Annotated in this window: 20 protein-coding genes; 14 read left to right on the top strand and 6 right to left on the bottom strand. The window is 60.4% G+C overall.

The genetic code is table 11. The features are described from left to right. Window positions 1-79: 79 nt before the first annotated feature. The 4 genes from AC58NV_RS05370 (at window position 80) to AC58NV_RS05385 (ending at window position 4,255) form a co-directional block, all read left to right on the top strand. Entirely contained in the window at window positions 80-1,060 is a 981-nt protein-coding gene (locus tag AC58NV_RS05370) for a TRAP transporter substrate-binding protein (RefSeq protein WP_497226187.1), read from the top strand. Window positions 1,061-1,118: 58 nt separating this feature from the next. Beyond that, window positions 1,119-1,682, top strand: coding sequence for a TRAP transporter small permease (locus AC58NV_RS05375; protein ID WP_497226188.1), 564 nt, complete (start codon window positions 1,119-1,121; stop codon window positions 1,680-1,682). Beyond that, window positions 1,679-2,959, top strand: a complete 1,281-nt coding sequence (locus tag AC58NV_RS05380; protein WP_497226189.1) for a TRAP transporter large permease — start codon at window positions 1,679-1,681, stop codon at window positions 2,957-2,959. Before AC58NV_RS05375 ends, AC58NV_RS05380 begins: the two co-directional genes overlap by 4 nt. A gap of 663 nt (window positions 2,960-3,622) precedes the next feature. Further along, on the top strand, window positions 3,623-4,255 hold the full coding sequence (locus tag AC58NV_RS05385) for a tyrosine-type recombinase/integrase (protein WP_497226190.1): 633 nt from the start codon (window positions 3,623-3,625) through the stop codon (window positions 4,253-4,255). Between the two features lie 513 nt (window positions 4,256-4,768). On the opposite strand, the gene AC58NV_RS05390 is transcribed toward AC58NV_RS05385, so the two are convergent. After that, window positions 4,769-6,211: an NCS1 family nucleobase:cation symporter-1 gene (locus AC58NV_RS05390; protein WP_222475076.1), complete on the bottom strand. Its 1,443-nt coding sequence runs from the start codon at window positions 6,209-6,211 to the stop codon at window positions 4,769-4,771. Window positions 6,212-6,379: 168 nt separating this feature from the next. On the opposite strand from AC58NV_RS05390, the gene AC58NV_RS05395 reads away from it, so the two are divergent. Next, the gene (locus AC58NV_RS05395) at window positions 6,380-7,036 is read left to right on the top strand and encodes a GntR family transcriptional regulator (protein ID WP_497226191.1); all 657 of its coding nucleotides are present in this window, start codon (window positions 6,380-6,382) and stop codon (window positions 7,034-7,036) included. 755 nt (window positions 7,037-7,791) lie between these two features. On the opposite strand, the gene AC58NV_RS05400 is transcribed toward AC58NV_RS05395, so the two are convergent. Further along, window positions 7,792-8,649: a helix-turn-helix domain-containing protein gene (locus AC58NV_RS05400; RefSeq protein ID WP_226428755.1), complete on the bottom strand. Its 858-nt coding sequence runs from the start codon at window positions 8,647-8,649 to the stop codon at window positions 7,792-7,794. 210 nt (window positions 8,650-8,859) lie between these two features. Between AC58NV_RS05400 and AC58NV_RS05405 the strand changes: the two genes are divergently transcribed. The 5 genes from AC58NV_RS05405 to AC58NV_RS05425 all read left to right on the top strand — a co-directional run bounded on the left by AC58NV_RS05405 (window position 8,860) and on the right by AC58NV_RS05425 (window position 12,862). Continuing rightward, window positions 8,860-9,117: a hypothetical protein gene (locus AC58NV_RS05405; protein WP_497226192.1), complete on the top strand. Its 258-nt coding sequence runs from the start codon at window positions 8,860-8,862 to the stop codon at window positions 9,115-9,117. A gap of 87 nt (window positions 9,118-9,204) precedes the next feature. After that, window positions 9,205-9,690, top strand: coding sequence for a YHS domain-containing (seleno)protein (locus AC58NV_RS05410; protein ID WP_497226193.1), 486 nt, complete (start codon window positions 9,205-9,207; stop codon window positions 9,688-9,690). A gap of 61 nt (window positions 9,691-9,751) precedes the next feature. Then, window positions 9,752-10,162, top strand: coding sequence for a VOC family protein (locus AC58NV_RS05415; protein WP_497226194.1), 411 nt, complete (start codon window positions 9,752-9,754; stop codon window positions 10,160-10,162). Between the two features lie 104 nt (window positions 10,163-10,266). Further along, entirely contained in the window at window positions 10,267-10,971 is a 705-nt protein-coding gene (locus tag AC58NV_RS05420; protein ID WP_497226195.1) for an SDR family NAD(P)-dependent oxidoreductase, read from the top strand. Window positions 10,972-11,155: 184 nt separating this feature from the next. Continuing rightward, window positions 11,156-12,862: an FAD-binding oxidoreductase gene (locus AC58NV_RS05425; protein WP_497226196.1), complete on the top strand. Its 1,707-nt coding sequence runs from the start codon at window positions 11,156-11,158 to the stop codon at window positions 12,860-12,862. A gap of 768 nt (window positions 12,863-13,630) precedes the next feature. Here the strand turns inward: AC58NV_RS05425 and AC58NV_RS05430 are convergent. After that, complete coding sequence (locus AC58NV_RS05430) at window positions 13,631-14,563, bottom strand: LysR family transcriptional regulator (RefSeq protein WP_497226197.1); 933 nt, start codon at window positions 14,561-14,563, stop codon at window positions 13,631-13,633. 90 nt (window positions 14,564-14,653) lie between these two features. On the opposite strand from AC58NV_RS05430, the gene AC58NV_RS05435 reads away from it, so the two are divergent. From AC58NV_RS05435 to AC58NV_RS05445, 3 genes are read left to right on the top strand one after another with little or no spacing between them, the layout of a single operon-like run. Then, the gene (locus AC58NV_RS05435) at window positions 14,654-15,625 is read left to right on the top strand and encodes a glutathione S-transferase family protein (protein ID WP_497226198.1); all 972 of its coding nucleotides are present in this window, start codon (window positions 14,654-14,656) and stop codon (window positions 15,623-15,625) included. Beyond that, complete coding sequence (locus AC58NV_RS05440; protein ID WP_497226199.1) at window positions 15,625-16,620, top strand: DMT family transporter; 996 nt, start codon at window positions 15,625-15,627, stop codon at window positions 16,618-16,620. Before AC58NV_RS05435 ends, AC58NV_RS05440 begins: the two co-directional genes overlap by 1 nt. Further along, a complete protein-coding gene (locus tag AC58NV_RS05445; protein ID WP_497226200.1) occupies window positions 16,604-16,981 on the top strand; it encodes a nuclear transport factor 2 family protein in 378 nt (125 codons plus the stop codon). Before AC58NV_RS05440 ends, AC58NV_RS05445 begins: the two co-directional genes overlap by 17 nt. A gap of 516 nt (window positions 16,982-17,497) precedes the next feature. Here AC58NV_RS05445 and bla read toward each other — a convergent pair. Then, a complete protein-coding gene (gene bla / locus AC58NV_RS05450; protein ID WP_497226201.1) occupies window positions 17,498-18,379 on the bottom strand; it encodes a class A beta-lactamase in 882 nt (293 codons plus the stop codon). Between the two features lie 126 nt (window positions 18,380-18,505). Between bla and AC58NV_RS05455 the strand changes: the two genes are divergently transcribed. Then, window positions 18,506-19,414 (top strand): LysR family transcriptional regulator, encoded by a 909-nt coding sequence (locus AC58NV_RS05455; protein WP_497226202.1) that lies wholly within the window; start codon window positions 18,506-18,508, stop codon window positions 19,412-19,414. A 224-nt stretch (window positions 19,415-19,638) separates the two neighbouring features. Here the strand turns inward: AC58NV_RS05455 and AC58NV_RS05460 are convergent, their stop codons facing one another. Together AC58NV_RS05460 and AC58NV_RS05465 are read right to left on the bottom strand one after the other, a co-directional pair. Beyond that, entirely contained in the window at window positions 19,639-20,277 is a 639-nt protein-coding gene (locus tag AC58NV_RS05460) for a hypothetical protein (RefSeq protein ID WP_497226203.1), read from the bottom strand. Continuing rightward, on the bottom strand, window positions 20,255-21,199 hold the full coding sequence (locus AC58NV_RS05465) for an NAD(P)/FAD-dependent oxidoreductase (protein WP_497226204.1): 945 nt from the start codon (window positions 21,197-21,199) through the stop codon (window positions 20,255-20,257). The genes AC58NV_RS05460 and AC58NV_RS05465 overlap by 23 nt, the downstream gene beginning before the upstream one ends. Window positions 21,200-21,253 lie beyond the last annotated feature (54 nt).

Here is a 21,253-nt window from a genome sequence, read left to right on the forward strand (position 1 = left end):
ATGCGTCTGCCCTGTACAAACACCCCAAGACGGCGTCGCGGATGCGGCAGGACGTTCCAAACACACCGGAGGAGACATCATGAAAACCCTGAGCAAGACCCTGAGCGCGAGCCTCGCTGCCGCGACCCTGACCATTGCCGTACCCGCCGCGGCCGACACCTATGTTGTGGCCGTCGGTGCCGCCTCGAACAGCCTTCAGGGCAAAAGCGCAGCCCGCTTTGCCGAGGAGCTGCAGACCCGGCTGGGTGACGCGCACACGGTCGAATTCTATGCCGATGCGCAGCTTGGCAACGAAAAGGAGCTGATGCAGAAACTGCGTCTCGGCACCGTCGATTTCACCCTGATTTCCTCGATCATGACCAACGTGGCGCCGGAATTTGCCCTGTTCGACATGCCGTTCCTGGTGCAGGACCGCGCCCACCTCAAGGCGATCGACGCCGAGATCGTGCAGTCCGACCTGGCGCCGCTGGCCGAAAAGGTGGGCCTCAAGGTGCTGTCGACCTGGGAGAATGGCTTCCGTCAGATCACCAACAGCGCGCGCCCTATCAACACCCCTGCCGACCTGGACGGGCTGAAGATCCGCACGCCCTCGTCTGAATGGCGGGTATCGATGTTCAAGGAATGGGGCGCCAACCCCACGCCGATGTCCTTTTCCGAGGTCTTCGTCGCCCTGCAGACTGGCACCATGGACGGCCAGGAAAACCCGCTGACCAACATCGTCGGCGCCAACTTCCAGGAGGTGCAGGGCTACCTCAGCCTGACCGGCCACGTCTACTCGCCGACCTATCTGACCTCCGGCGCCGGCACCTGGTCCAAGCTGCCCGCAGACGTCCAGGCTGCCGTCACCGAGGTCTCCGCCGCGGTGCAGGACTGGTCGCTGGCACAGGGTGAGACCGCCGACAACGAGCTGGTCGAAAAAGTCCGCGCCGCGGGCGTCGAGGTGAACCAGGCCGACAAATCCGCCTTCATCGCCGCCTCCGCGCCGATCTACGACGCCTTTGCAGCGCAGGTTCCCGGCGGCGACGCGCTGGTGCAGCGCGCCCAGGACCTGGCCAAGTAACATGAACCGCCCCGGCCCGGCACGCCCGGCCGGGGCACTCACAAGACTGGAGGTGGGCATGATCGCACTGATCGAGCGCATTTTACTACGGGCCATCGAGACGATTTGCCTTTTGCTGCTGGTGATCCTGGCGGTGTCGGTTGTATACGCGACCACCATGCGGTACCTGGGCGCCTCCCCCGCCTGGTACGACGAAATCGCTAGCGTGCTGCTGGCCTGGCTGACCTATTTCGGCGCCGCCTATGCGGTATTTCTGCGCCAGCACATGGGGTTCTCCGGCATCGTCACCGCACTGCCGCGGCATCTGGCGGTGGCACTGGCGCTGTTCTCGGAACTTCTGGTCATCACCTATTTCGCCGTCGTTACCTGGTACGGCAACGCGGTGCTGGCGGTGGCGAAATGGGATTCGCTCCTGTCGCTGCGCTGGATGACGCTGGACATCGTGCAATCGGTGATCCCGGTGGCCTCGGTCATCATGATCCTCGGCACCTTGCTAACCCTGCCCCGCGCCCTGCGCACCGCCGCCGAGGGCATCGACCCGGAACATGCTGAAATCGAACAGGCCATCGCCGAGGCCGAGGCTGAAACCGCCGCGCTTGCCCAAAAGGAGAGCATGAAATGATCCTGCTCCTGACCACGGTTGCCCTGATTACGCTGATCCTCATCAACGTGCCGATCGCGGTGGCCATCGGCGTGGTGTCGATGGGGGGCTTCCTGCTCACCACCGGGCCGGGCGCGCTGAATGACATGGTGATAAAGCTCTACTCCGGCTCCACTTCTTTTCCACTGATCGCGATCCCGCTGTTCATCCTTGCAGGCAACCTGATGAACACCTCTGGCATCTCGCTGCGGCTCATTAACTTTGTCACCGCGCTGATCGGCTTCATCCGCGGCGGGCTGGGCATGGTGAACATCGGCGTATCCATGGTGTTTGCCGAAATCTCCGGCTCTGCCGTGGCCGATGTGGCCGCCACCGGCACCGTGCTTATCCCCGAGATGAAGCGGCGTGGCTATTCGCGTACCCTGGCGGCGGCGATCACCTCCTCCTCCGCCTCGCTGGCGATCATCATCCCGCCGTCGATCCCGATGATCCTATATGGCGCCATCGCCGAAACCTCGGTGATCAAGCTGTTCGTGGCCGGCGTGGTACCGGGACTCTTGGGCGCCTTCCTTCTGATGCTGGTCACCTGGGTGCTGGCGGTGCGCTATGACCTGCCCCGCGCCGAAGGCTTCGACCTCGGCTATGTCTGGAAGACCTTCAAGGAAGCCTTCTGGGCGCTGACCATGCCGGTCATCATTCTGGGCGGCATCTTCTCGGGTCTCGTCACGGCCACCGAGGGCGCCGGCCTTGCGGTGCTTGCGGCGCTGGTCATCGGCCTGTTCGTCTACCGCGACCTGGACGTCTCGCGCCTGCGCAAGACTATGCTCGAGGGCGTCAGCCAGACCGGTATCGTGATGCTGCTGGTCTCCACCTCGGCCGCGCTGGGGTTGTTCCTGACCCAGGCGCAGGTGCCGCAGACACTGGCGGCCGAGATCACCGAGATCACCACCAACCCGCTGATCGTGCTGGCGCTGCTGAACCTCCTGCTGCTGGTTCTGGGCATGTTCCTGCACGGCGCCGCGGCGATCATCCTAGTGGTTCCGGTAGTGATGCCGCTGATCAACGCGGTCGGCATCGACCCGATCCACTTTGGCATCATGGTGACGCTAAACCTTGCCATCGGTCAGCAAACGCCTCCGGTAGCTTCAGTGCTTATCACTTCCTGTTCGATTGCCAGGGCCGGCATCTGGGAAACTTCGCGCACGAACCTGCCGTTCATCGGCGTGCTGGCAGTGATCTTGCTGCTGGTCACCTATGTGCCTGAGATTTCTCTCGCATTGACCGGATATCTGGATTAATCGGCTTCCCCTCCCGGCCATGCTTGCCCGGCCGGGAGGGGAAGCGTGCAAGCACATTGGCGCCAGCACGGAAGCACGCAATTTCGATCAGCAGAAGTGCAAGGGGCGGGACTTGGGGATGGCCCGCAACATAGCTTCTCAGTGGCTTTGATCATTTCCGAGTCGCCGCCTTTGTGGCAACTCACAGCGAAAGAAACTTCGTCTGCTTTGCAATTATCGATCCTGGCCGCAGTGAAGGGACGATTTGAGTTTCGCTCCTCAAACTGGCTTTAATGACCGCTCTGCCGACGAATGCTGTTTCACCGCGAGAACCACGTCGCGCTGGCGCGCATTTTCTGCGAAAGCAAAGTCCGCACGGGCGAAAGTCCGGAAAGTCCGGCTCCTTGTGAGTTGCCCGTTCCTGCCTCGCTGCGCGCTGCATCAATGGCCGGTTTCATCGCCGCGTTACGCGCCAGATTTCGAGCGCATGCAGCATTTCTTCCGCTGCGAGCGCGCGCATCAAAAAATCACAATGCCCGCTCCGGGCTCAGAGCAGCCCAATGCACCCGTAACGTTTCCCGAAGAACAAGCAATCGGACAACGGTCATTCAAACCAAATAGTAAAATTCAGGTGTCAGCGCGGTGCTGATGTCTGGGCTTGGCGGGAGGATTGGAGGGCCCAATATGCCAAGAGTCCAACTTCCCGCGGTCACCCCGAAACGAAAAGCCTGGAACAAGGGCCGGGTCGTCGGCCAGAAAAGGCCGCTGTTGCCGAAACAAGTGTGGGCAATCCGCGCGCGGCTCGAATTGGCCAGGAATCTGCGTGATCTCACGCTGTTCAACGTGGCGATTGATAGCAAGCTTCGCGGATGCGATTTGGTGAAACTTTCTGTCAGCGATTTGGTCAGAGATGACCGCGTTCGCGAGAGGGTGTCTGTGATCCAGAGCAAAACCCGGCGACCCGTTCAGTTCGAACTCTCTGAAAACACACGGGATACCATTACCGTATGGATCAAGTCGCCGGAAATGATCGGCTGCCGTTTCATGTTTCCTAGCCGGTTTCATGACCGCCTACATATCTCAACCCGCCAATATGGCCGACTTGTGCGGGATTGGGTGGCTGCGATTGGGTTGGAACCCAGCGGCTACGGCACCCATTCGCTGCGCCGGACCAAGGCGGCGGAGATCTACCGCAAAACCGGAAATCTCAGAGCAGTTCAACTGTTGCTCGGACACACAAAGGTTGACAGCACTGTCAGATATCTTGGTGTCGAACTTGAAGATGCGTTGAGCATCGCCGAGCAAATCGACATTTGAACCATGTTGGCGGGCGGCACTTGCCGTTCGCCAATCCAGACCAGACCTACGGTCGCACCGCTGCAGTGGTACGGTTCGAGCCCGAGGCAGCTATTGCCATTTCTCACTGCGTGCGCTCGCAGCATAAAAATCGCCGCGACCGCATCATTTTCAGAGACGCCGTGCGGCGTGACGAGCGGCCATTCGTTCGGTATGCAGCGAGGCCGTAGGCGGCAATCTACAGGATGCGGGACCTTCCAGGCTTTCGCCGCGAGAGCAGCATGGATGGTCAGGGACGACAGCATTGAGCAGTAATGGTCCCAGATCTCTTAGAGCAATGATGCTGAGCTTTCTATTGGGGGGGAATCCGCAATTCGACGAAGACAATGAAACGCCTGGTAGAGGAATTTGGGGCCAATCAGTTCTTCCGGTCCAAAATCGAAAGTTGATGGTTAAGGGTTTGAAACAACATCAATTTTTAAACAAGACACCGGTGGCGGCTGAGCGCCACCGGTTGGTTTTTTCTGGAGGCTGTCAGGATTTCGTCTGACCCTTGACTAGCGCGTTGTAGATCACGCCGCCCAGGACCGCACCGATCACCCAGCTGTAGCCCGACAGGAAGGCGAACCACGGAACCCAGACCGTTGCGACCGAGAAGACCGCCGCTAGCCCGAAAGCTTTCACCGCAGCCCGGTTCCAGCCATTGTCGTAGTGATAGATGCCGCCGTCCATGTTGTAGAGGTCATCTTCTTTCAGCTGCTCTTTGCGCAGCAGGTAGTAGTCAACGATCATGATGCCAAAGACCGGCGCCAGCGTTGCGCCCAATGTGTTGACAAAGCCGCTGATGCCAAACTGGCTAATGAAGCTGTTCCAGAAACCGCCGATCACCAGGGCGAAGATGGATGTGATGAGGCCAGCCTTTCGGAAGCTGATTTTCTCAGGCGCCAGATTGGCGATACCGTTCACTGCGGGAATGAAGTTCGCCACCAGATTGATGCCGACAGTAGCGGCAAAGAAGGTGATCGCAGCAACGATGCCTAGCAGCACGCTGTCGGTGCGCTCGACGATCTCGGTCGGGTTGATGATCTCTTCACCAAACACCACGGCCGCGCCGCCGGTGGTCAGCAGTGCCAGCGCCGAGAACAGGATCATGTTGAACGGAAGCCCTGCCAGGTTGCCCATGATCATGGCGGGCTTGTCCTTGGCATAGCGTGAGAAGTCACTGAAGTTGATCATCACTGCAGCAAAGTAGGCGACCATGGTGCCGACGATGGCAATGAAGCCTGTGACTTCGGTCCAGAAAGTGCCCTCGGGGTTGGCGAAAATTGTGGCGGTGGCTTCCAGCAGTTGCCCATCCGAACGCTGCCACAGCACGACGACCAGGCCGATCATCACCAGATAGACGAAGGGGCCCGCGATATTCAGGAAAGTCTCAACCCAGCTCATACCGCGCCAGAAGATCACGATGTGAAAGCCCCAGACGATGACGAAGGACAGCCAATCGATACCGGTGAGGCCAAGAATTTCCGTCCCGCCACTTATACCTGTGACCGAACGGATCAGGAGCGCCAGCGCGGTTGAGGCAAAATAGACCTGCACGCCGTACCAGAACACGGCCACTGTGGCCCGCAGCACTGCTGGCAGTTTGGCGCCCTCGGTACCCATGCTGGCCCGTGCAAGGACAGGATAGGGGATGCCGTATTTCTCACCTGCCGCACCTGACAGGTTCACCATCCACATGACGAACAGCCCGGCTGTGATCAGCGCTGCAAAGGCAGTCCAGCCCCCAACGCCATAGGAGATGAACAGCGACGCCACCAGCGAATAGCCGAACAGCGACTGCACATCGTTTGCCCAAATATTGAAGATGGCGAACCAGCCCCAGGTTTTCTCGTCGCTGCCAACGGGGTTCAGCGCATTGCCTTCGGGGTTCAGTGTGCCCCCATGCACGACATGCATTTCATCAGTTGCGGTCATGTTTTCCTCCCTTGAGCCCAGTGTGCGGGCGGCAGGTGTTCAACCGCCTGGCCGCGTAAGAAATTGAGCTTGCAACTGACATGTTAGAAGGTATCTTACGAAGTGGACTATAAAAAACTTCAGATAGGACTTTAAGGTATCTGCGGGCAATGAAGGGGGAGAGCGGTCATGAACAAAGCACAGGATGTCCAGCTTCTTGCGGATCAAGCCCAGGATGCCCTGTGGGCTGCTTTGCGGAGCGGGCAGCTGCGGGCCGGGCAATTCCTGTCGATGTCGCAGCTGGTGACGCTACTTGATCTCCCTTTGTCCGCGGTTCGTGAAGCGGTTAAGCAAGCCAGTTCACAGGGGCTGGTAGTTACCCTGCCCAAACGCGGTATCCAAGTGATGGAGGCGCATCCGGTAACGATCCGCGAATGCCTCGATTTCCGCATGGTACTGGATCAGGAGGGGGGGCGGCGCCGGGCGGCCGGCGGAAATTGCGACGATCTTGCGCCACTGCGGGAACAGCATCAGGCAATGCTGGACGCCGCCCGCGGCAATGCTGGCAGTGACCTGCCACCGCAAGCGATCCAGGTTGATTTGTCGCTGCATGACTATCTGGCTGCTGGGCTGGAAAACTCCCAGCTGGCTGCAGCTTACAATGCCAACCGGATGCGCATCGCGATTATCCAGAACGCACGGCCGTTTCTCCAGCTCCGCATCGTCTCGGCAATGGAAGAGCACCTTGCGGTCATTGATGCCTTGCAGCGCCGTGACGGCACTGCAGCTGAAGAAGCAATCCAGTACCACTGCGAGCAGACGAAGCGCTGGTGGGGTGTTGCCTGACGTCCAGCACCCTCCCCGCGGCAGATCCATTTCTTACCCCAAATCACAGGATTGTTGCGGTCTTGTTCGTCACCAGGTGCTCTCAGAGAAAGTGTCCGTTGAAGCAACCATATCTTCGGCGTGTATTTCCAACAGAAAATCTCGTTTTTGCCGCAATCGCAAATGCACACATTGCTGACCTTGGGGCTGCGGTCTTTCGTTGGCGCCCCCACGAACGGCTGCCGTGCTCCGTTCCTGGCGTGCTGTACACTCGATGGGGTGCCAGGCGATCAACAACCGCAATGGGCACAAGGCGTAGGTGGCCTACGCAGCGGACACATTTATGGCCGCTGGAATAGGGTATGTGGCAAGCACCATTATACAAGCGCAACGGAACCAGTTGTCGGCAGTACCGGTCAAGCCTCTGACTATCCGCCGTTTGGTTGGACGTGCCGTCCTTCACGCTGCAAGAACCGACTATTGCGCCGAAAACGGCGAAACCTGGCTGTGAGCCCAAAGCGGAACTGTCAAAATCTTGCTGCGCACGCACGCAGGGTGTCGCCTCGCTGCGCAGCCCAAAAACTACCGCCGCATAGCAGGGGGAAACCCGGCCATTCAGGCAGCGTGTAGAAAGTTATGGGCCATGAACAAAAACAGCCGGGATCTGGCAGCCTTTCGCCGCAGGCGCGCGGCTCTTGCTGACACGGGTATTGCGGCCCTGTCTGTGCTCTTGCGCGATGCTGCCAACGTTTGGCTCAAATTGCATCTGCTAGGCTTCAAGCGCCGCGAAATTGTGCCGGCGTGATACCCAAGCGCCTGCGGAAAGTGGTCGTCATGTGGCTCTGCGATGAAAACCCGGTGGCATAAGCAATGCTGGCTATCGGCTCATTTGTTTTACTAAGCAGCCTGCGCGCTTGCTCAATCCTTCTCGACAAGACGTAATTGTGCGGCGTTTCACCCGTTTTCTGTTTGAATGCGCGGGCAAACCGGTGCGCCATCACCCCGGAAAGCCTAGCCAGCTTCTCCACTGTCAAATCCGTTTCGAGATTTCCATCAATGTATTCAATAACTTTGTCCAAGATGTTTTGATCAAGCAGATCAGTGCGGCGGGTGCGTTGCTGCTCCGGCGGCAAGGTCAGCATTTCCACAATCAGCGCGAAACAGAGCGCGCGCAAATAGTCGCCGGATATGTCATCTGCCAGGATGTGCCGGCGGATGCGGTTTGCGAGTTCGGTTGTGAACGGCTTGGGGCCGCCAATGACGACGCGAGGTTCAAGGAGGTCCTCCGGGATTTGCAAGGCGGCGGCCAGATCTGTTCTCAAGGCTTCGAAACTGAATATGAGCGCGAGCACTTCCGGCGCAGACTCCGAGGTGCCGCGCAGGGGAAAGCATGGAGGCGCGACAATATACTCGTAAGGCCGGCGGTCATAATGCCTCAACCGGCCGCCGGCGAGCGAGCTCTGCCCCTCATCGCCAGAGAAGCTGATACTTGCAAAGCTGTCACGCAAGCGGACGTTGAAGTGCCTTTTGCCGGCCGGCACCAGCTCAACAAAAAAATCTCCGAACGCAATGCGCTTGCCCCAGACCGGCAGCTCTCCGAGAGGTGGCGCAGTTATGTCGAGCAGCTGTTTCAAGGCAACTCCTCCCCCAGAAACACCTTCAAGCCGAGTGTAGCAAAAACTCGCTGGATCTTCTCCTGAACGCCCTTGCCGGAGCATTCCGCCGGTCTGCAGAATTGTGAAACGTGCAAATCTGAAAGAGATGGGCCGGCTAGTCTGGCATTCTTCCTGACATCCCCTGGCCACTTTCTCAGGCCTGGCGCAAACGCAGATGGGAGACGTCCGATGACTGGTACTTCTGAACTGGAGCAACATTCTACTCTTACCTCTCCTGCACTGAAAATCCAGGGATGCCGGAGAGGCGCGAGAGCCATGAAAAACCTCCTGCGCCGCCGTGGCCTGGCAGACACCGTGCTTCTTCCCCCGGATCTGCAACTGCTGCTCACCCGCGCCAGCAGGCTGGAGTATCTGATCGGCAATGATGCGCCGGACATTGTCTTGCGCGCCGAACTGCGCCTTTTGCAGGCCGCCGTTCGCCCCTGAACGCATCAACGCAGGGCAGCAGCTCTCTACGCGGGAAATCCGCCCCGCCAGCGGCCGCTTTCACTCATCTCAACCAAGGAGACTGACATGAGACCCAAAACTGCTATTGCCACCGCCGTGCTGGCTGGCTTTGCCGCCTTTTCCGAGAGCGCCTTTGCTGCCGATGAATACAATGTCTCTGCCGGGTTGACCGCGGCTGGCGCGCCGCTCGCACTGCACGGCACGGATCCTGTCGCCTTTCTCGAGCTTGGCAGCCAGTCAGCAGGCTCCGCCCGTTACACCGCAGTCCATGACGGTGCGGCCTATTATTTCACCTCTTCCGGCAACAAGGATGCCTTCGAGGCCAATCCCAAGGCGTACCTGCCGCAGAACGGCGGCTTTTGCACCTTTGGCGTTTCCAAGGGCAAGAAATTCGACGGCGATCCCCAATATGCAGAGATCGTCGAAGGCAAACTCTATGTATTCCTGAATGAAGAGGTGCTGCGCGCCTATCAGGAGGACCGTGCCGGCACCATTGCGCGCGCCGCTGAGAACTGGCCGCGTATCCGACATGCTGCCGCGGCTGAACTCTGATCCGGTTCGATGCCGCGGTCCTTAGACGGCCTGTATCCAAACTTTTGAAAGGGAGATGGAAATGCCTTCTGACGCACTGACAAAAGGAGCCCATCACATTGGGCTGACAGTTCGCGATCTTGGCGAAACCCGCGACTTTTTCACTGGCATACTTGGCTTCGCCCAAGTTGGCGAGTTGCCGGACTATCCTGCCGTATTCCTGAGCGACGGCACCACGATGATCACGCTTTGGCAAGCGCAGGATCCGGCAACTGCAGTTCCCTTCGACCGCAAGAACGTGATCGGGCTGCACCACCTCGCATTGACTGTTGACGGCAGTGCCGCGCTGGCCGCGCTGCACGAGACACTGGCGGCCACCGCCGGCGTGGAAGTTGAGTTTCCGCCTGAGCCGCTGCTAGGCGGCCCGGCCCAGCACATGATGTGCGCGATCCCGGGCGGAATCCGGATGGAGCTGATTGCCCCGGCGGCATGATGCCCAAAGCGGCGCAGGCCATCCTGCGCCGCTTTGCCGCCCCTCCCGGACCCTTTCTTACCGATGCAACCGCCCGGTCCGGGACGGTTGAACAGGAGGCATAGATGACCAAACCGATCGCTATGATTACCGGTGTCGGCGAAGGAACCGGCGCCGCCATCGCCCGGCGCTTCTCCAAAGCCGGCTACCGCGTTGCCATGCTGGCGCGCGGCAAATCGCGGCTGGAGGCGCTGGAACGGGAGCTTGACGGCGCCATGGCCTTCCCATGCGACGTGTCAGATCTCGATGCGCTGGTCAGGGCATGCGAGGCCGTCAAGCAAACGATGGGGCCACCCTCCGTCCTTGTCCACAATGCCGTGCGGGCCACGTTCGAACGGTTCGACGAGGGGGACCCGGAAGAGATGGAGCGCAACTTCCGCGTCAACACCACTGCTCTCCTCTACCTGGCACGCGCCTTGGTCCCGGACATGCTGACCCGCGGCGAGGGCGCCATCATGGTCACCGGCAACACCGCAGCCTTTCGGGGGGGGCCGGGTTATGCGCTGTTCTCGCCGACAAAGGCGGCTCAGCGCAACCTGGCGCAAGCTTTGGCGCGCGATCTTGGCCCGAAGGGAATTCACGTTGCCTACTTGAACATCGACGCTGTCATCAACGTGCCGTGGACACGGGACAGGTTCCATCCTGATAAGCCGGATGACTTCTTCATCGAGCCCGCCGACATTGCCGGCGAAGTGCTGCATGTGGCGCAGCAACCCCGCTCAGCCTGGTCGTTCGACGTGGAGATCCGCCCGTTCGGCGAACGCTGGTGATTGCCATGCCGCCTCGCAGCGGCTTGCCGCGGGAGTCGCGCGCGGAAGGAACCTGAAAGGCGGGGCCACCGGAGCGCCCCGGACGATGGGCGGCACAAGACATGTCCGCTGCCGCTGGGAATTTGGCGCCAAGGCGGATCTGCCGTCTCCTCCGGCACCAGAAACCTTAAGAATGGAGGTTCCTATGAACATGACAGAAGAAACCGCAAAATTCACAAACGGCAGCCCGGAGACTTCACGCGCAGAAGCCGAAGGCTCCCCGTCTCCGTTCCATGCCGGTGAGCAGGCGGTCCAGGAAAGGCTGGGCGTCCGTGATATCGAGGACTGGGCCCGTCAGGTCGTGCGCGGCTATCTGCCGGAGCAGCACCGTGAGTTCCATACGGCTCAGCCATTCCTCGTTACCGCTGCCAGAGACCGCGCCGGCCGTCCCTGGGCGACGCTGCTCGATGGCCCGGAAGGGTTTGTGACTTCGCCCGACCCGCGCCGCATGGTCCTGGCCTCGGAACCGCACCCCGGCGATGCCCTGTCAGGCGCATTTGTCCCTGGCGCGGACATCGGCATCCTCGGGATCGAATTGGAAACACGGCGGCGCAACCGCGTGAACGGCTGCATCGGCCGGGGCGCTGCGGGCGCGATTACGGTTGACGTCGCGCAGTCGTTCGGGAATTGCCCGCAGTACATTCGCGAACGCCGATGGCGCCGGGCCCCGGCAAACCAGCCCGGCAAAACCAAGCGCTGCGCCTCGCTGACAGAGGCGCAGCGTGTCTGGATCGACTCTGCGGACACCTTTTTCATCGCCAGCGGCTACCGTGGCGAGGGCGGCAACCCCGCCTTCGGCATGGATGCTTCGCACCGGGGCGGCGACCGGGGCTTCGTGCGCACGCTGGATGGCAGATCGCTGCGGTTTCCCGACTATGCCGGCAACAACCATTTCAACACGGTTGGCAATCTCGTCCTGGACCCGCGTGTGGGCCTGTTGTTCGTCGAATTCGAAACCGGCAGCCTGCTGCAGGTGACAGGCGAAGCGTCAATTGAATGGGATCCGGCAGACCTCGCCGATTATCCCGGCGCCCGGCGCCTGATCACCGTACGTGTCCGTGAAGCTGTCGAAACCCGCAACGCCATTGCGCTGCGCTGGGATGCCGACGCGGAGTCGGTCCGGTCGCTGTGCCTGTCTGAAAAGATCAGGGAAAGCGCCGACGTAACTTCCTTCGTGTTCGAAGCACGCGACGGCGGGCCGCTCGACCAATTCGATGCAGGGCAGCACCTGCTGATCGAGATTGCCTTGCCAGATGCGCCCGCTCCCGCCAGGCGCACTTACTCGCTCTCGGGCGCACCCGCCGATGCGCGATACCGGATATCCGTGAAACGCGAACCAAAGGGTCTCGTATCGCGCTATCTGCACGACCATGCCGAGCCAGGAACAATCATCGAGAGCCGCAGGCCAGCCGGAATATTCACTCTTCGGTGCAGCACATGCCCGGTTGTGCTGATCGGTGCCGGGGTGGGCATCACGCCAATGATCAGCCTGCTGCACGCCATTGCCGCGGAGGACAGAGGCCGCCCGGTTTGGTTCATCCACGCAGTCCGCGACGGCCGTCACCATCCCTTTGCCGGCGAGGTGCGCAACCTCGCCACGGCGCACCCCAATATCCACACGCATTTTGCCTACAGCAGGCCAAGGAACCAGGACAAGCGCGGCACGCACTACGACAGCGAGGGCCGCCTTACTCCTGAAGTGATTGGGGCGCTGGTGGATCGCGCCGACGCCCAGTACTTCCTGTGCGGGCCACCGGCTTTCATGGCTGGTCTCGAGAGAGGATTGGGTCAGCTAGGCGTCTCAGCGGAACAAATCCACGTCGAGTCATTTGGGCCGCAGATGCTCAGTTGATAAAGCGTCCGGTCAAGGGCTCCGGCGTCACGGCCAGCTGTTCCCTGCTGGCTTGGATCCGGTCCCGAAATGGGCCGCGCGGCCTCGGGCAGACTGGGGGCAGAACCTCATGCCGCTTGGCGCATGCTTCAAAAAAGCACTCCTTCCGGGACGACGGCGGCCTCGCCGTTCCAGCGGAATGCCTGCCTCTTACAGCACGAAGATAGGACGTCTGCATTGTCCGGTTTGTCGATTGTAGAGGCCGGCTGCAACGAATGGCGGTTTGAAATGCGCCCTACAGCCTGCCTCTGAAGGTCTGGTCTGGGGGAACCTGCGGCACCGCTGAAAGGCCGCTGCTGTGGGCGCAAAAAAGTTCTGATGCTTTCTGCAACTGCATCCGCCGCGGCGGCATAAGTCTGGTTTGTCCCGCCTCACTGCTAGTCCAAGCCCGACTAGGTGAACGGCATCTGTCTCGGAGATCAACCATTCACACCCAGCGCGGTGAAATTGCGGCATGAGCCCAATCCGGATGTGCTAAAATCTTGCTGCACACGCACCCATCGCGCCGAACCGCTGCACCGTCAAAAGCTTCTGCCGCATGGCAGAGAGAAACTCGGCCATTCAGGCAAAGCGCAGCGATTGTTCAATGGCCAATGACTGGGCCACGTTGACATAGCTGCCGGTTGCCGAATGGCCAGGAACGGCGGCTTGCTGGAGAAATCAATACTCACGCGGTGCCGCAAGGTTGTTTATAGGATCACGAGCGGCTCACTGACCTGATGTGAAGCATCATCCGCCCAGACCAGCCTCGATGTCCCAATACGGCCTTTCCCGGCCGATCCGGTCGGCCAGGTAGTCAGCAAATGCCCGGACTTTTGCAGGCATGTGACGCCGCTCGGGGAAAACCGCGTATAAGGATTGCTCAGGCAGCGAGTAGGCTGGAAGCACCCGCACCAGGCGGCCCGCTTCCAGATGTGCGCCCGCCACAAAGGTTGGCAGGCGTCCGATCCCCAGCCCGTCTATCAGGGCAGTACATAGCGCCTCGCTGTTGTTGACACGCAGTCTTTCTTTCGTGCGAACACGTACTTCCCCCTCTGCACCGCAAAGGATCCACTCCCTCGTGTCGCGTGAATAGCTGTAATGCAGGCAGCTGTGCCGCAGCAGGTCTTCGGGATGCTGCGGTGTTCCTGCCCGAGACAGGTACTCCGGTGCCGCGGCAAGGACACTGTGAATGGGCGCCAGCCTGCGTGCAATCAGGGCAGAGTCCGGCAGGGTGCCCGCCCGGATAGCTATGTCGAACCCGGCTTCAACCAAATCCGCAACCCGGTCATCCATGGTCAAGTCCATTGTGATCCCGGGGTGGCGCTCCAGAAAATCCTTGATCAACGGCGCTATATGCAACCACCCGAAGGACATCGGCGCGTTGACCCTGAGCCGGCCTACGGGCTGCCCCCGCATGGCAGTGACGGCATCCTCCGCTTCTTTCGCCGACCCAAGAGCTTGCACCGCATGGGACAGGTAGATCTCACCGGCCTCAGTCAGTGACATGCTGCGCGTCGAACGGTGAAACAGCTGCATGCCCAGATGCGCTTCCAGGTTGCCGATCCGCTTGCTGACGGCGGACTTTGTGATCCCCAGCTGCCGGGCCGCGGCGGCAAATCCGCCGGATTCTGCGACCGCAACAAACACCGGAATGGCGCCAATCTCAATCATGCTGCTCATTCAATTGTCAACTTTTACTCTCCCTAAAGTTTCCCAGGTAGCGGATTAAAGTGAGAACTGGAACCAAATAGTTCATTTCCGACAGTCAGATTGCCGGAGGCCGCCATGTCCAAAATGCTAATCAATGGAATTCTTCGCGACAAACCTGCATCTGCCGACGGGCAGTTTCAGAGGATGCCAAGCGCGTTCCAGTCCTGGATCGAAGCCAAGCTCGGCGCAGCATTTCCTGCAGTATCAGGCCGGTACCATCTGTACTTGTCCAAGGCCTGCCCCTGGTGCCACAGCGTCGACCTGATGCTGACGTTCAAAGGCCTCCGGGAGGCGGTCAGCGTCACATGGATGGATCCGGTCATGTCAGAGAACGGCTGGGTCATCGACCAGCCAGGCTTCGTGCAGACTGCGGGTGTGCCGCGTGACCGTTATCTTTTTGAGGTCTACCAGCGGGCCGCGCCGGACTTTACCGGGCCGGTCACCGTGCCCCTTTTGCTGGACAAGCAAAGCGGCAGGATTGTCAGCACCGAGTCCGCAAGTATTCTGCAGATTCTCAACACCGCCTTTGCCGGGGTAGGCGCAACCGGGACTGACCTCTATCCCAGCGCGTTGTCTGATGAAATCAGCCGTCTGACCGCGATGATCCATGCGCCGATTTGCAACGGAGTTTACCGGGCCGGCTTTGCGGCCTCGCAAGCCGCCTATGACGACGCGGTGGCACAGCTTTTTGCGGCGCTGGAAGACGTCGAAACAGTACTGGAGCACCGCCGCTATCTGGCCGGGGAGGAGATCACCGGCATCGATCTGAAACTTTTTACGACACTTGTGCGGTTTGACCCGGTCTACGTCACGCACTTCAAGACAGACCGAAAGCGGATTGCGGATTACCCCGCTCTGTCCCGCTATCTTTGCGATATCGGCGGCCTGCCCGGCGTCCGCGAAACCATCGATCTGCAACATATCCGTGCTCATTATTATCAAAGCCACCGGCATATCAATCCGGCCGGCATCATCCCGATCGGACCGGACAGCCCTTTTGCGGACATGCCCTCGCACCAAGGGTCAGCGTGATGCCTGGCTTCGTCAAATCTCTGCCGCCCACAGCTTTGATCATTGCGATCGGGATGCTGGTCGGGGTCAGTTTCACTTTGTCCAAGTTCGTGGCCATCGCAGGCACCGGCTCAATTCCAGCTTTGTTCTGGCAACTCTTCGTGGCAAGCCTTGCCTTGTCAGCTGCAGCCGCGGCCACTGGCAGGCGCCCGCCGCTGAGCCGCGGGCATCTGACTTACTACCTTGGCGCCGGGGTTCTCGGCGTCAGCGGGCCTGCCCTGATCGGCTATACCGTTCTGGATCACGTTTCGGCGGGGTTCTACTCGGCACTGGTTACGCTTTCGCCGGTCTTTACCTTTGCAATCACCGCTCTCGTAGAACGCCGGATGCTGCCAGTCCATCGGCTGGTGGGAATCCTGATCGGCCTGGCGGGGATCAGCCTTGCCGCCGGAAGCGGATTTGAGCTGACCGGCGTTGCTCCTTTCTGGGTCGTCCTGTCAGCTGCAGCTCCGCTGCTCTTGGCCATGGGCAACGTGTTCCGCAGCCGCTCTTACCCTCTCGGCGGCGACCCGGTGATGTTGGCGGCCGGAACACTTTTGTTGCAGCTGGTGCTGACCGGCCTTCTGCTGCTGGTTTCGGGCGGCATCTTGGAAACCGCCACGCTAAGCCTAGGCACGTTTTCAGCTATCGCCGGCACGGGGCTGATCACCGCTCTCAGCTATGCTCTGACCTTCGAAGTCCAGCGCCGCACCGATGGTATCGGGTTTGCGCAGGTCGGATACTTCGCAACGCTGTTCGGCATTGCCTTCGGCGCGCTTGCCTTCGGAGAGCCTATCCATCTTTTCCTGATGCTTTCCCTGCTCGTCTTGTTTCTCGGCCTTGCAATCACCAATGGCCATACCCTGTCGGCCGGCCTCCGGCGCAGGCTGACCAATCGCGAACGCCAGAGATGCCCGGCTTCCTCGTCCGCCTCTCAACCTCAATCCAGGAGAACCACCAATGCAAATCACAGCTAAAGAAACCACTGCCCATACTGTCCTGATCGACGGTCTCTATTCTGCAGTCGACGCGATGAACGCTGAAACGGTCGCCAGCTTTCTGACCGATGATGTGACCTTCCGGCTTGGCAATTTCGACGCGATCACGGGACGCAAGTCCGTTGAGGGCGCCAACGCCTCCTTTTTCACCACGATCAGCGCGATGAACCACACAATCACCGGCATATGGTCAAGCGGTGATACTGTTTTCTGCGAAGGATCTGTTCACTATACCCGCAAGAATCAAAGTGAGCACAAGGTTCCTTTCGCAACGCGCCTGGGCCTTCGCGATGGCAAGATTGCCGAATACAATGTCTATGCGGACATCTCAAAGCTGTGACCCTTGTCCGCAAGCGCGTGGCCGCCATTCAAGGCGGAGCGTCGCCCGGAACACATTACAGTTTCTGATAGCACGCATGTTTCCATCTGGAAGAGGACTGGCAGCCCTGAGAGACACGACCGCACCTGCTGGTATCCAATCCGGGGAACTCAGGAAGCACGAAGGCGGACACAGGCGGGGGTATTCCCGCCTGTGTCTTTTCCTGCAGGATCAGCAGGTATGATCCGGAACAAACTTGCCGGTAAAGTGCGGCGCTGTCTCCATAGGCAATGCCCAAGACCGGGGTTTTCTGAACATTCGCTGCGCTTGCCTCCCTTTCGCAGAAGTTGCGAAGTGCTCCAAGAATAAGCGCGGCAGGCAGAGGCTCTCCGCGGTCCGAACCGGTCGGCGGCTAGGCTGGGTACCGGCATTCAGTCGGCACAATTTCTCTGCTGTGCCCTGCCGCTTCTCTGCTGTGCCCTGCCGCGCCCCGCGGCTTCTCCACGCCCGGTTTTCCGCGTTCTGGCCCGAGCTCCTTCAGTCTCGGATGACTGCCATGACTGCACTGCCAAGTTCCTGCAGGGCCGCGTTGCGCGTGCCGAAATCCGCATCTGCGTCCGACAGAAAGATGGTGATGATCCACGGCGCACCCTTGTCGGGCGTGACCATTGCGATGATGTTTCGCGTGTGGCTGCCGCTGCCGGACTTGTCGAAGACTTGCCAGTCCGCGGGCGTGTCAGCGCGCAGCAGGTTGCCCGTCACGCTGCCATGGCTCATCCAGTCCGCCAGCTGATCGCGCGAAGCCGGGGACAGCGCACCTCCCAGCAGCAGCTTTTCCAGCGTGGCGGCCATCGCGGCCGGGGTTGTGGTGTCGCGCGGATCGCCGGGGGCGAAGGTGTTCAGGCCGGGCTCACGCCGGTCCAGACGGCTGATCGGATCGCCAATGCTGCGGAAGAATTGCGTAACTGCCTGCGGCCCGCCAAGCCGGTCGATCAGGATATTGGTTGCAGTGTTGTCGCTCATGTCGATGGCGGCAAGGCACAGCGCGCCGATCGTCATATCCTCGCCAACCCGCGCTTTTGCGACCGGCGCGTAGGACTGCAGATCCGCCTCGCGCACCGGCAGCGCGTCGGAAAGAGCCAGTGCCCCCGCATCGCGCTGCGCGAGCACGGCCCCGCAGATCGGCGCCTTCACGGTGCTGTTCATCAGGAAACGTTCATCCTCCCGGTGAGACCAGACCGTCTGCCCTCCAACCTCTTTGAGCGAAAAACCGACGCGCCCGCCAAGTCTCTGCTCAACTTGCGACACGGTTTCGGCCAGCGCCTCGAGGCGCGTTTCGGCGGCGGACAGGGTGGCCAGAGACAGGCCAAGAGCGAGCCCTGCCGCAGCGCGCGACAGGACGGAAGCGGTGAACCGCATGGGATGTTCCTTTCGGGATAAGAGCCAAAGACAACATCAGATGATGTCATGCGGTTGGTATATTTGAGCTTGAACCAGCGCTACAAACGACAAATCTTGTCGCCTGCCATTAGCTGAGGTATTGCCATGGATCGCCCCGACCTGCCGTTGAACGCCCTGCGCGTGTTCGAGGTTGCCATGCGGCAGGGCAGTTTCACCAAGGCCGCCGTCGAACTGCGCGTGACGCAGGCCGCGGTCAGCCATCAGGTCGCGCGGCTGGAGGATCTGCTGGGCGTCACCCTGTTCCTGCGCACCTCTCAGGGGCTGGTGCCGACCGACGAGGGGCAACGGCTGTTCCCGGTGCTCGAACACGGGTTCGACGCGATGGCGCGGGTGCTCGGCCGACTTGGTGGGCAGCGCGACGTGGAGGTGCTGAAGGTCGGGGTGAACACGACCTTTGCGCTCGGCTGGCTGATGCCGCGGGTGGAAGCGTTCCGGCAGGCGCATCCGGAGATCGATCTGCGGATTTCGACCAACAACAACCGGGTGGAAATCCTGCGCGAGGGACTGGACATGGCGATCCGCTTCGGCACCGGCGGCTGGACCGGACATGACGCAATCCCGCTGATGGAGGCTCCGTTGGCGCCGCTCTGCGCGCCGCGGCTGGCGGCGCGCCTGCAGCATCCAACGGACCTCGCGCAGGTGACACTTCTGCGCAGCTACCGCAGCGCCGAGTGGCCGGGCTGGTTCGAAGCGGCAGGCGCACCATGCCCGCCGGTCACGGGCCCGATCTTTGACAGCTCGGTAGCGCTCGCGGAACTGGCCGCCTCGGGAGCAGGTGCGGCGCTGCTGCCGGTCGCCATGTTCGAGAGTTTCATAGCCCAAGGCCGCCTGGCGCAACCATTCTGCGTCACCTTTTCCGCCGGGCGCTACTATCTTGCCTGGCCGTCAGACCGCCCGGCAACACGGGCGATGAACACATTTTCCCGATGGCTCTCCGGGCAGCGCACAGGAGAGCCAAAGCTGATGCCCCTTGCTGGATCGGGAGAAGCATGAGCACTCAGTATTGCCGCCACTCATGGACCGGCAAGGCCGCGCGATGCACGAACGGTTGGTTTTCTGAAGCCTCACTTCGGAGCCGGCCAATGATCGTGTGCCCTCCCTCCCTAATAGAGGGTGTATAAGATTGTCGGTAAAGGGCCCGCACGAAGCCTTTATTACCCGACTTCTGCCAAGCAGAGAGTGATCGCTTTGGCAGATTTTCTTTAGCTGAGGCGCCTTCAAGAAGTTCGTTTGAACAGATAGGCAAAAGGCGATCTTGTATAGGCGATACCGCGCCCAGAGGCCTTGATCTTTCCCACGGTGATCGACTGCGGCTTTTTCGGCACCATGTAGGCGTCCAGCTCCTTATCTGAAATACGGTAGTGGTCCCCTGCGGTGGTTACGACCGCAGCCAGTTCAAATCTCGGATCCAGCCCTGCAAGCGCTGCATCTCCATGACTGGAATTCGCCAGAAGCACACCGCCAATACGCAGCAAATGACCGCAGGCTTCCGAGATGAACCCCGCATAGAGCGAGATCAGCAGGTCAAAGCTCTGCTCCTGTAAGGCCAGCGACCTGTAGTCGCCTGAAACGAAGCTGACCCGCCCGTTCACGTTACCGCCATGATCACAGATAATTTGCGCCACCCCTTCGGCATCGGCAAAGAACGCCTCTGCCCGAGTGTCCATATCTGCGTAGGTCACATCGCCGTAGACAAAAGACGGAGCAATATCGACATAGCTGCCTGGATAGAGGACCTTGCGCACCGGAACGGCAGCGCTGACGGCCTGAAACAACCGCCAGCGGTCGCCTTTAGACGATCCTGTTTGTCCCACAGGATTTGGGTTTTCCGTTTCAACTTGCAGCTTCCGGTCCATTGTTCCAAAGGTCCATGGCAATCTGATGGGCTATCATCTCTACGCAGAACCCGCCTTCTGCAACCGCTGCCGCGACACCGCTGAAACCGGTCCGGGCATCCCCAACCACGTGTAAGCCAGGCACATTTGTTGTTCCCGCAGAGTCGGCCCGTTCCGGCATCCCCCAGTCATTCTCACCTTTTGCCAATACTCCCAGACGTTCTGCAAAATCGGTGGCGGGTGCGGAAAAATCCTCAACGGCAAATCCGCTTTGCCGCGCTATTTCCCGGCCATCCTCCAGTGTGACATGTGTGAGAATTCCTTCAACGGATCGCAAGCCTTCAATTTTGCATTCCTCAACCGGGACACCCTTGGCAATCAGATCAGCCTTCACCGTGGCGTCCAACGGCCGCCCATTGGTGAAAACGATCATATCGTCGGACCAAAGCCGCATCATCGGTACGAAATGCTCGACCTCATCGTGTCCAAAGATCGCCAGGGCTTCACCGGCATGCTCAAAGCCGTCACAAAACGGGCAGGGGTAGACCGACTTTCCGTACACCATTTCGATGCCCGGCAGCGCCAGTTGATCCAGATCGTCACTGTAGCCCGTTGCAATCACCATGCGTGAGCCGGTCAGGGTCTCACCACCCCAAGTCGTTGCGGAAAAGCCCCCAGCCAGTTGTGCCACATCCACTGCCTTGTCTGCGATGTAGCGTACGGAAGGGTACTTCCGGAGCTGCTCCTTGGATACTTCCAGAAGCGTGCTGGGATGCACTCCGTCCCGTGTCAGAAAGCCATGCGAGGCTGTAGTGACGAAATTTCGGGGCGCCTCGGCGTTGATAAAGGCGGTTTTGAGCCGGCTTCGTCCGGCTACCAGAGCCGCTGATTGCCCGGCCGGGCCGCCGCCAATGATGATAAGGTCGTAAAACACGCCTGCCATTTCTGTCTCCAGTTCTCAGTGCCATACTATTGACGGCTAGATAGGCTACCCCCC

Source organism: Leisingera sp. ANG49 (assembly GCF_059694505.1).

What these genes read in the sequence shown, in the direction of transcription:
- AC58NV_RS05370 (WP_497226187.1), top strand. Translation starts at nt 80, where the DNA reads ATGAAAACCCTGAGCAAGACCCTGAGCGCGAGCCTCGCTGCCGCGACC.
- AC58NV_RS05375 (WP_497226188.1), top strand. Translation starts at nt 1,119, where the DNA reads ATGATCGCACTGATCGAGCGCATTTTACTACGGGCCATCGAGACGATT.
- AC58NV_RS05380 (WP_497226189.1), top strand. Translation starts at nt 1,679, where the DNA reads ATGATCCTGCTCCTGACCACGGTTGCCCTGATTACGCTGATCCTCATC.
- AC58NV_RS05385 (WP_497226190.1), top strand. Translation starts at nt 3,623, where the DNA reads ATGCCAAGAGTCCAACTTCCCGCGGTCACCCCGAAACGAAAAGCCTGG.
- AC58NV_RS05390 (WP_222475076.1), bottom strand. Translation starts at nt 6,211, where the DNA reads ATGACCGCAACTGATGAAATGCATGTCGTGCATGGGGGCACACTGAAC.
- AC58NV_RS05395 (WP_497226191.1), top strand. Translation starts at nt 6,380, where the DNA reads ATGAACAAAGCACAGGATGTCCAGCTTCTTGCGGATCAAGCCCAGGAT.
- AC58NV_RS05405 (WP_497226192.1), top strand. Translation starts at nt 8,860, where the DNA reads ATGACTGGTACTTCTGAACTGGAGCAACATTCTACTCTTACCTCTCCT.
- AC58NV_RS05410 (WP_497226193.1), top strand. Translation starts at nt 9,205, where the DNA reads ATGAGACCCAAAACTGCTATTGCCACCGCCGTGCTGGCTGGCTTTGCC.
- AC58NV_RS05415 (WP_497226194.1), top strand. Translation starts at nt 9,752, where the DNA reads ATGCCTTCTGACGCACTGACAAAAGGAGCCCATCACATTGGGCTGACA.
- AC58NV_RS05420 (WP_497226195.1), top strand. Translation starts at nt 10,267, where the DNA reads ATGACCAAACCGATCGCTATGATTACCGGTGTCGGCGAAGGAACCGGC.
- AC58NV_RS05425 (WP_497226196.1), top strand. Translation starts at nt 11,156, where the DNA reads ATGAACATGACAGAAGAAACCGCAAAATTCACAAACGGCAGCCCGGAG.
- AC58NV_RS05430 (WP_497226197.1), bottom strand. Translation starts at nt 14,563, where the DNA reads ATGAGCAGCATGATTGAGATTGGCGCCATTCCGGTGTTTGTTGCGGTC.
- AC58NV_RS05440 (WP_497226199.1), top strand. Translation starts at nt 15,625, where the DNA reads ATGCCTGGCTTCGTCAAATCTCTGCCGCCCACAGCTTTGATCATTGCG.
- AC58NV_RS05445 (WP_497226200.1), top strand. Translation starts at nt 16,604, where the DNA reads ATGCAAATCACAGCTAAAGAAACCACTGCCCATACTGTCCTGATCGAC.
- bla (WP_497226201.1), bottom strand. Translation starts at nt 18,379, where the DNA reads ATGCGGTTCACCGCTTCCGTCCTGTCGCGCGCTGCGGCAGGGCTCGCT.
- AC58NV_RS05455 (WP_497226202.1), top strand. Translation starts at nt 18,506, where the DNA reads ATGGATCGCCCCGACCTGCCGTTGAACGCCCTGCGCGTGTTCGAGGTT.
- AC58NV_RS05460 (WP_497226203.1), bottom strand. Translation starts at nt 20,277, where the DNA reads ATGGACCGGAAGCTGCAAGTTGAAACGGAAAACCCAAATCCTGTGGGA.
- AC58NV_RS05465 (WP_497226204.1), bottom strand. Translation starts at nt 21,199, where the DNA reads ATGGCAGGCGTGTTTTACGACCTTATCATCATTGGCGGCGGCCCGGCC.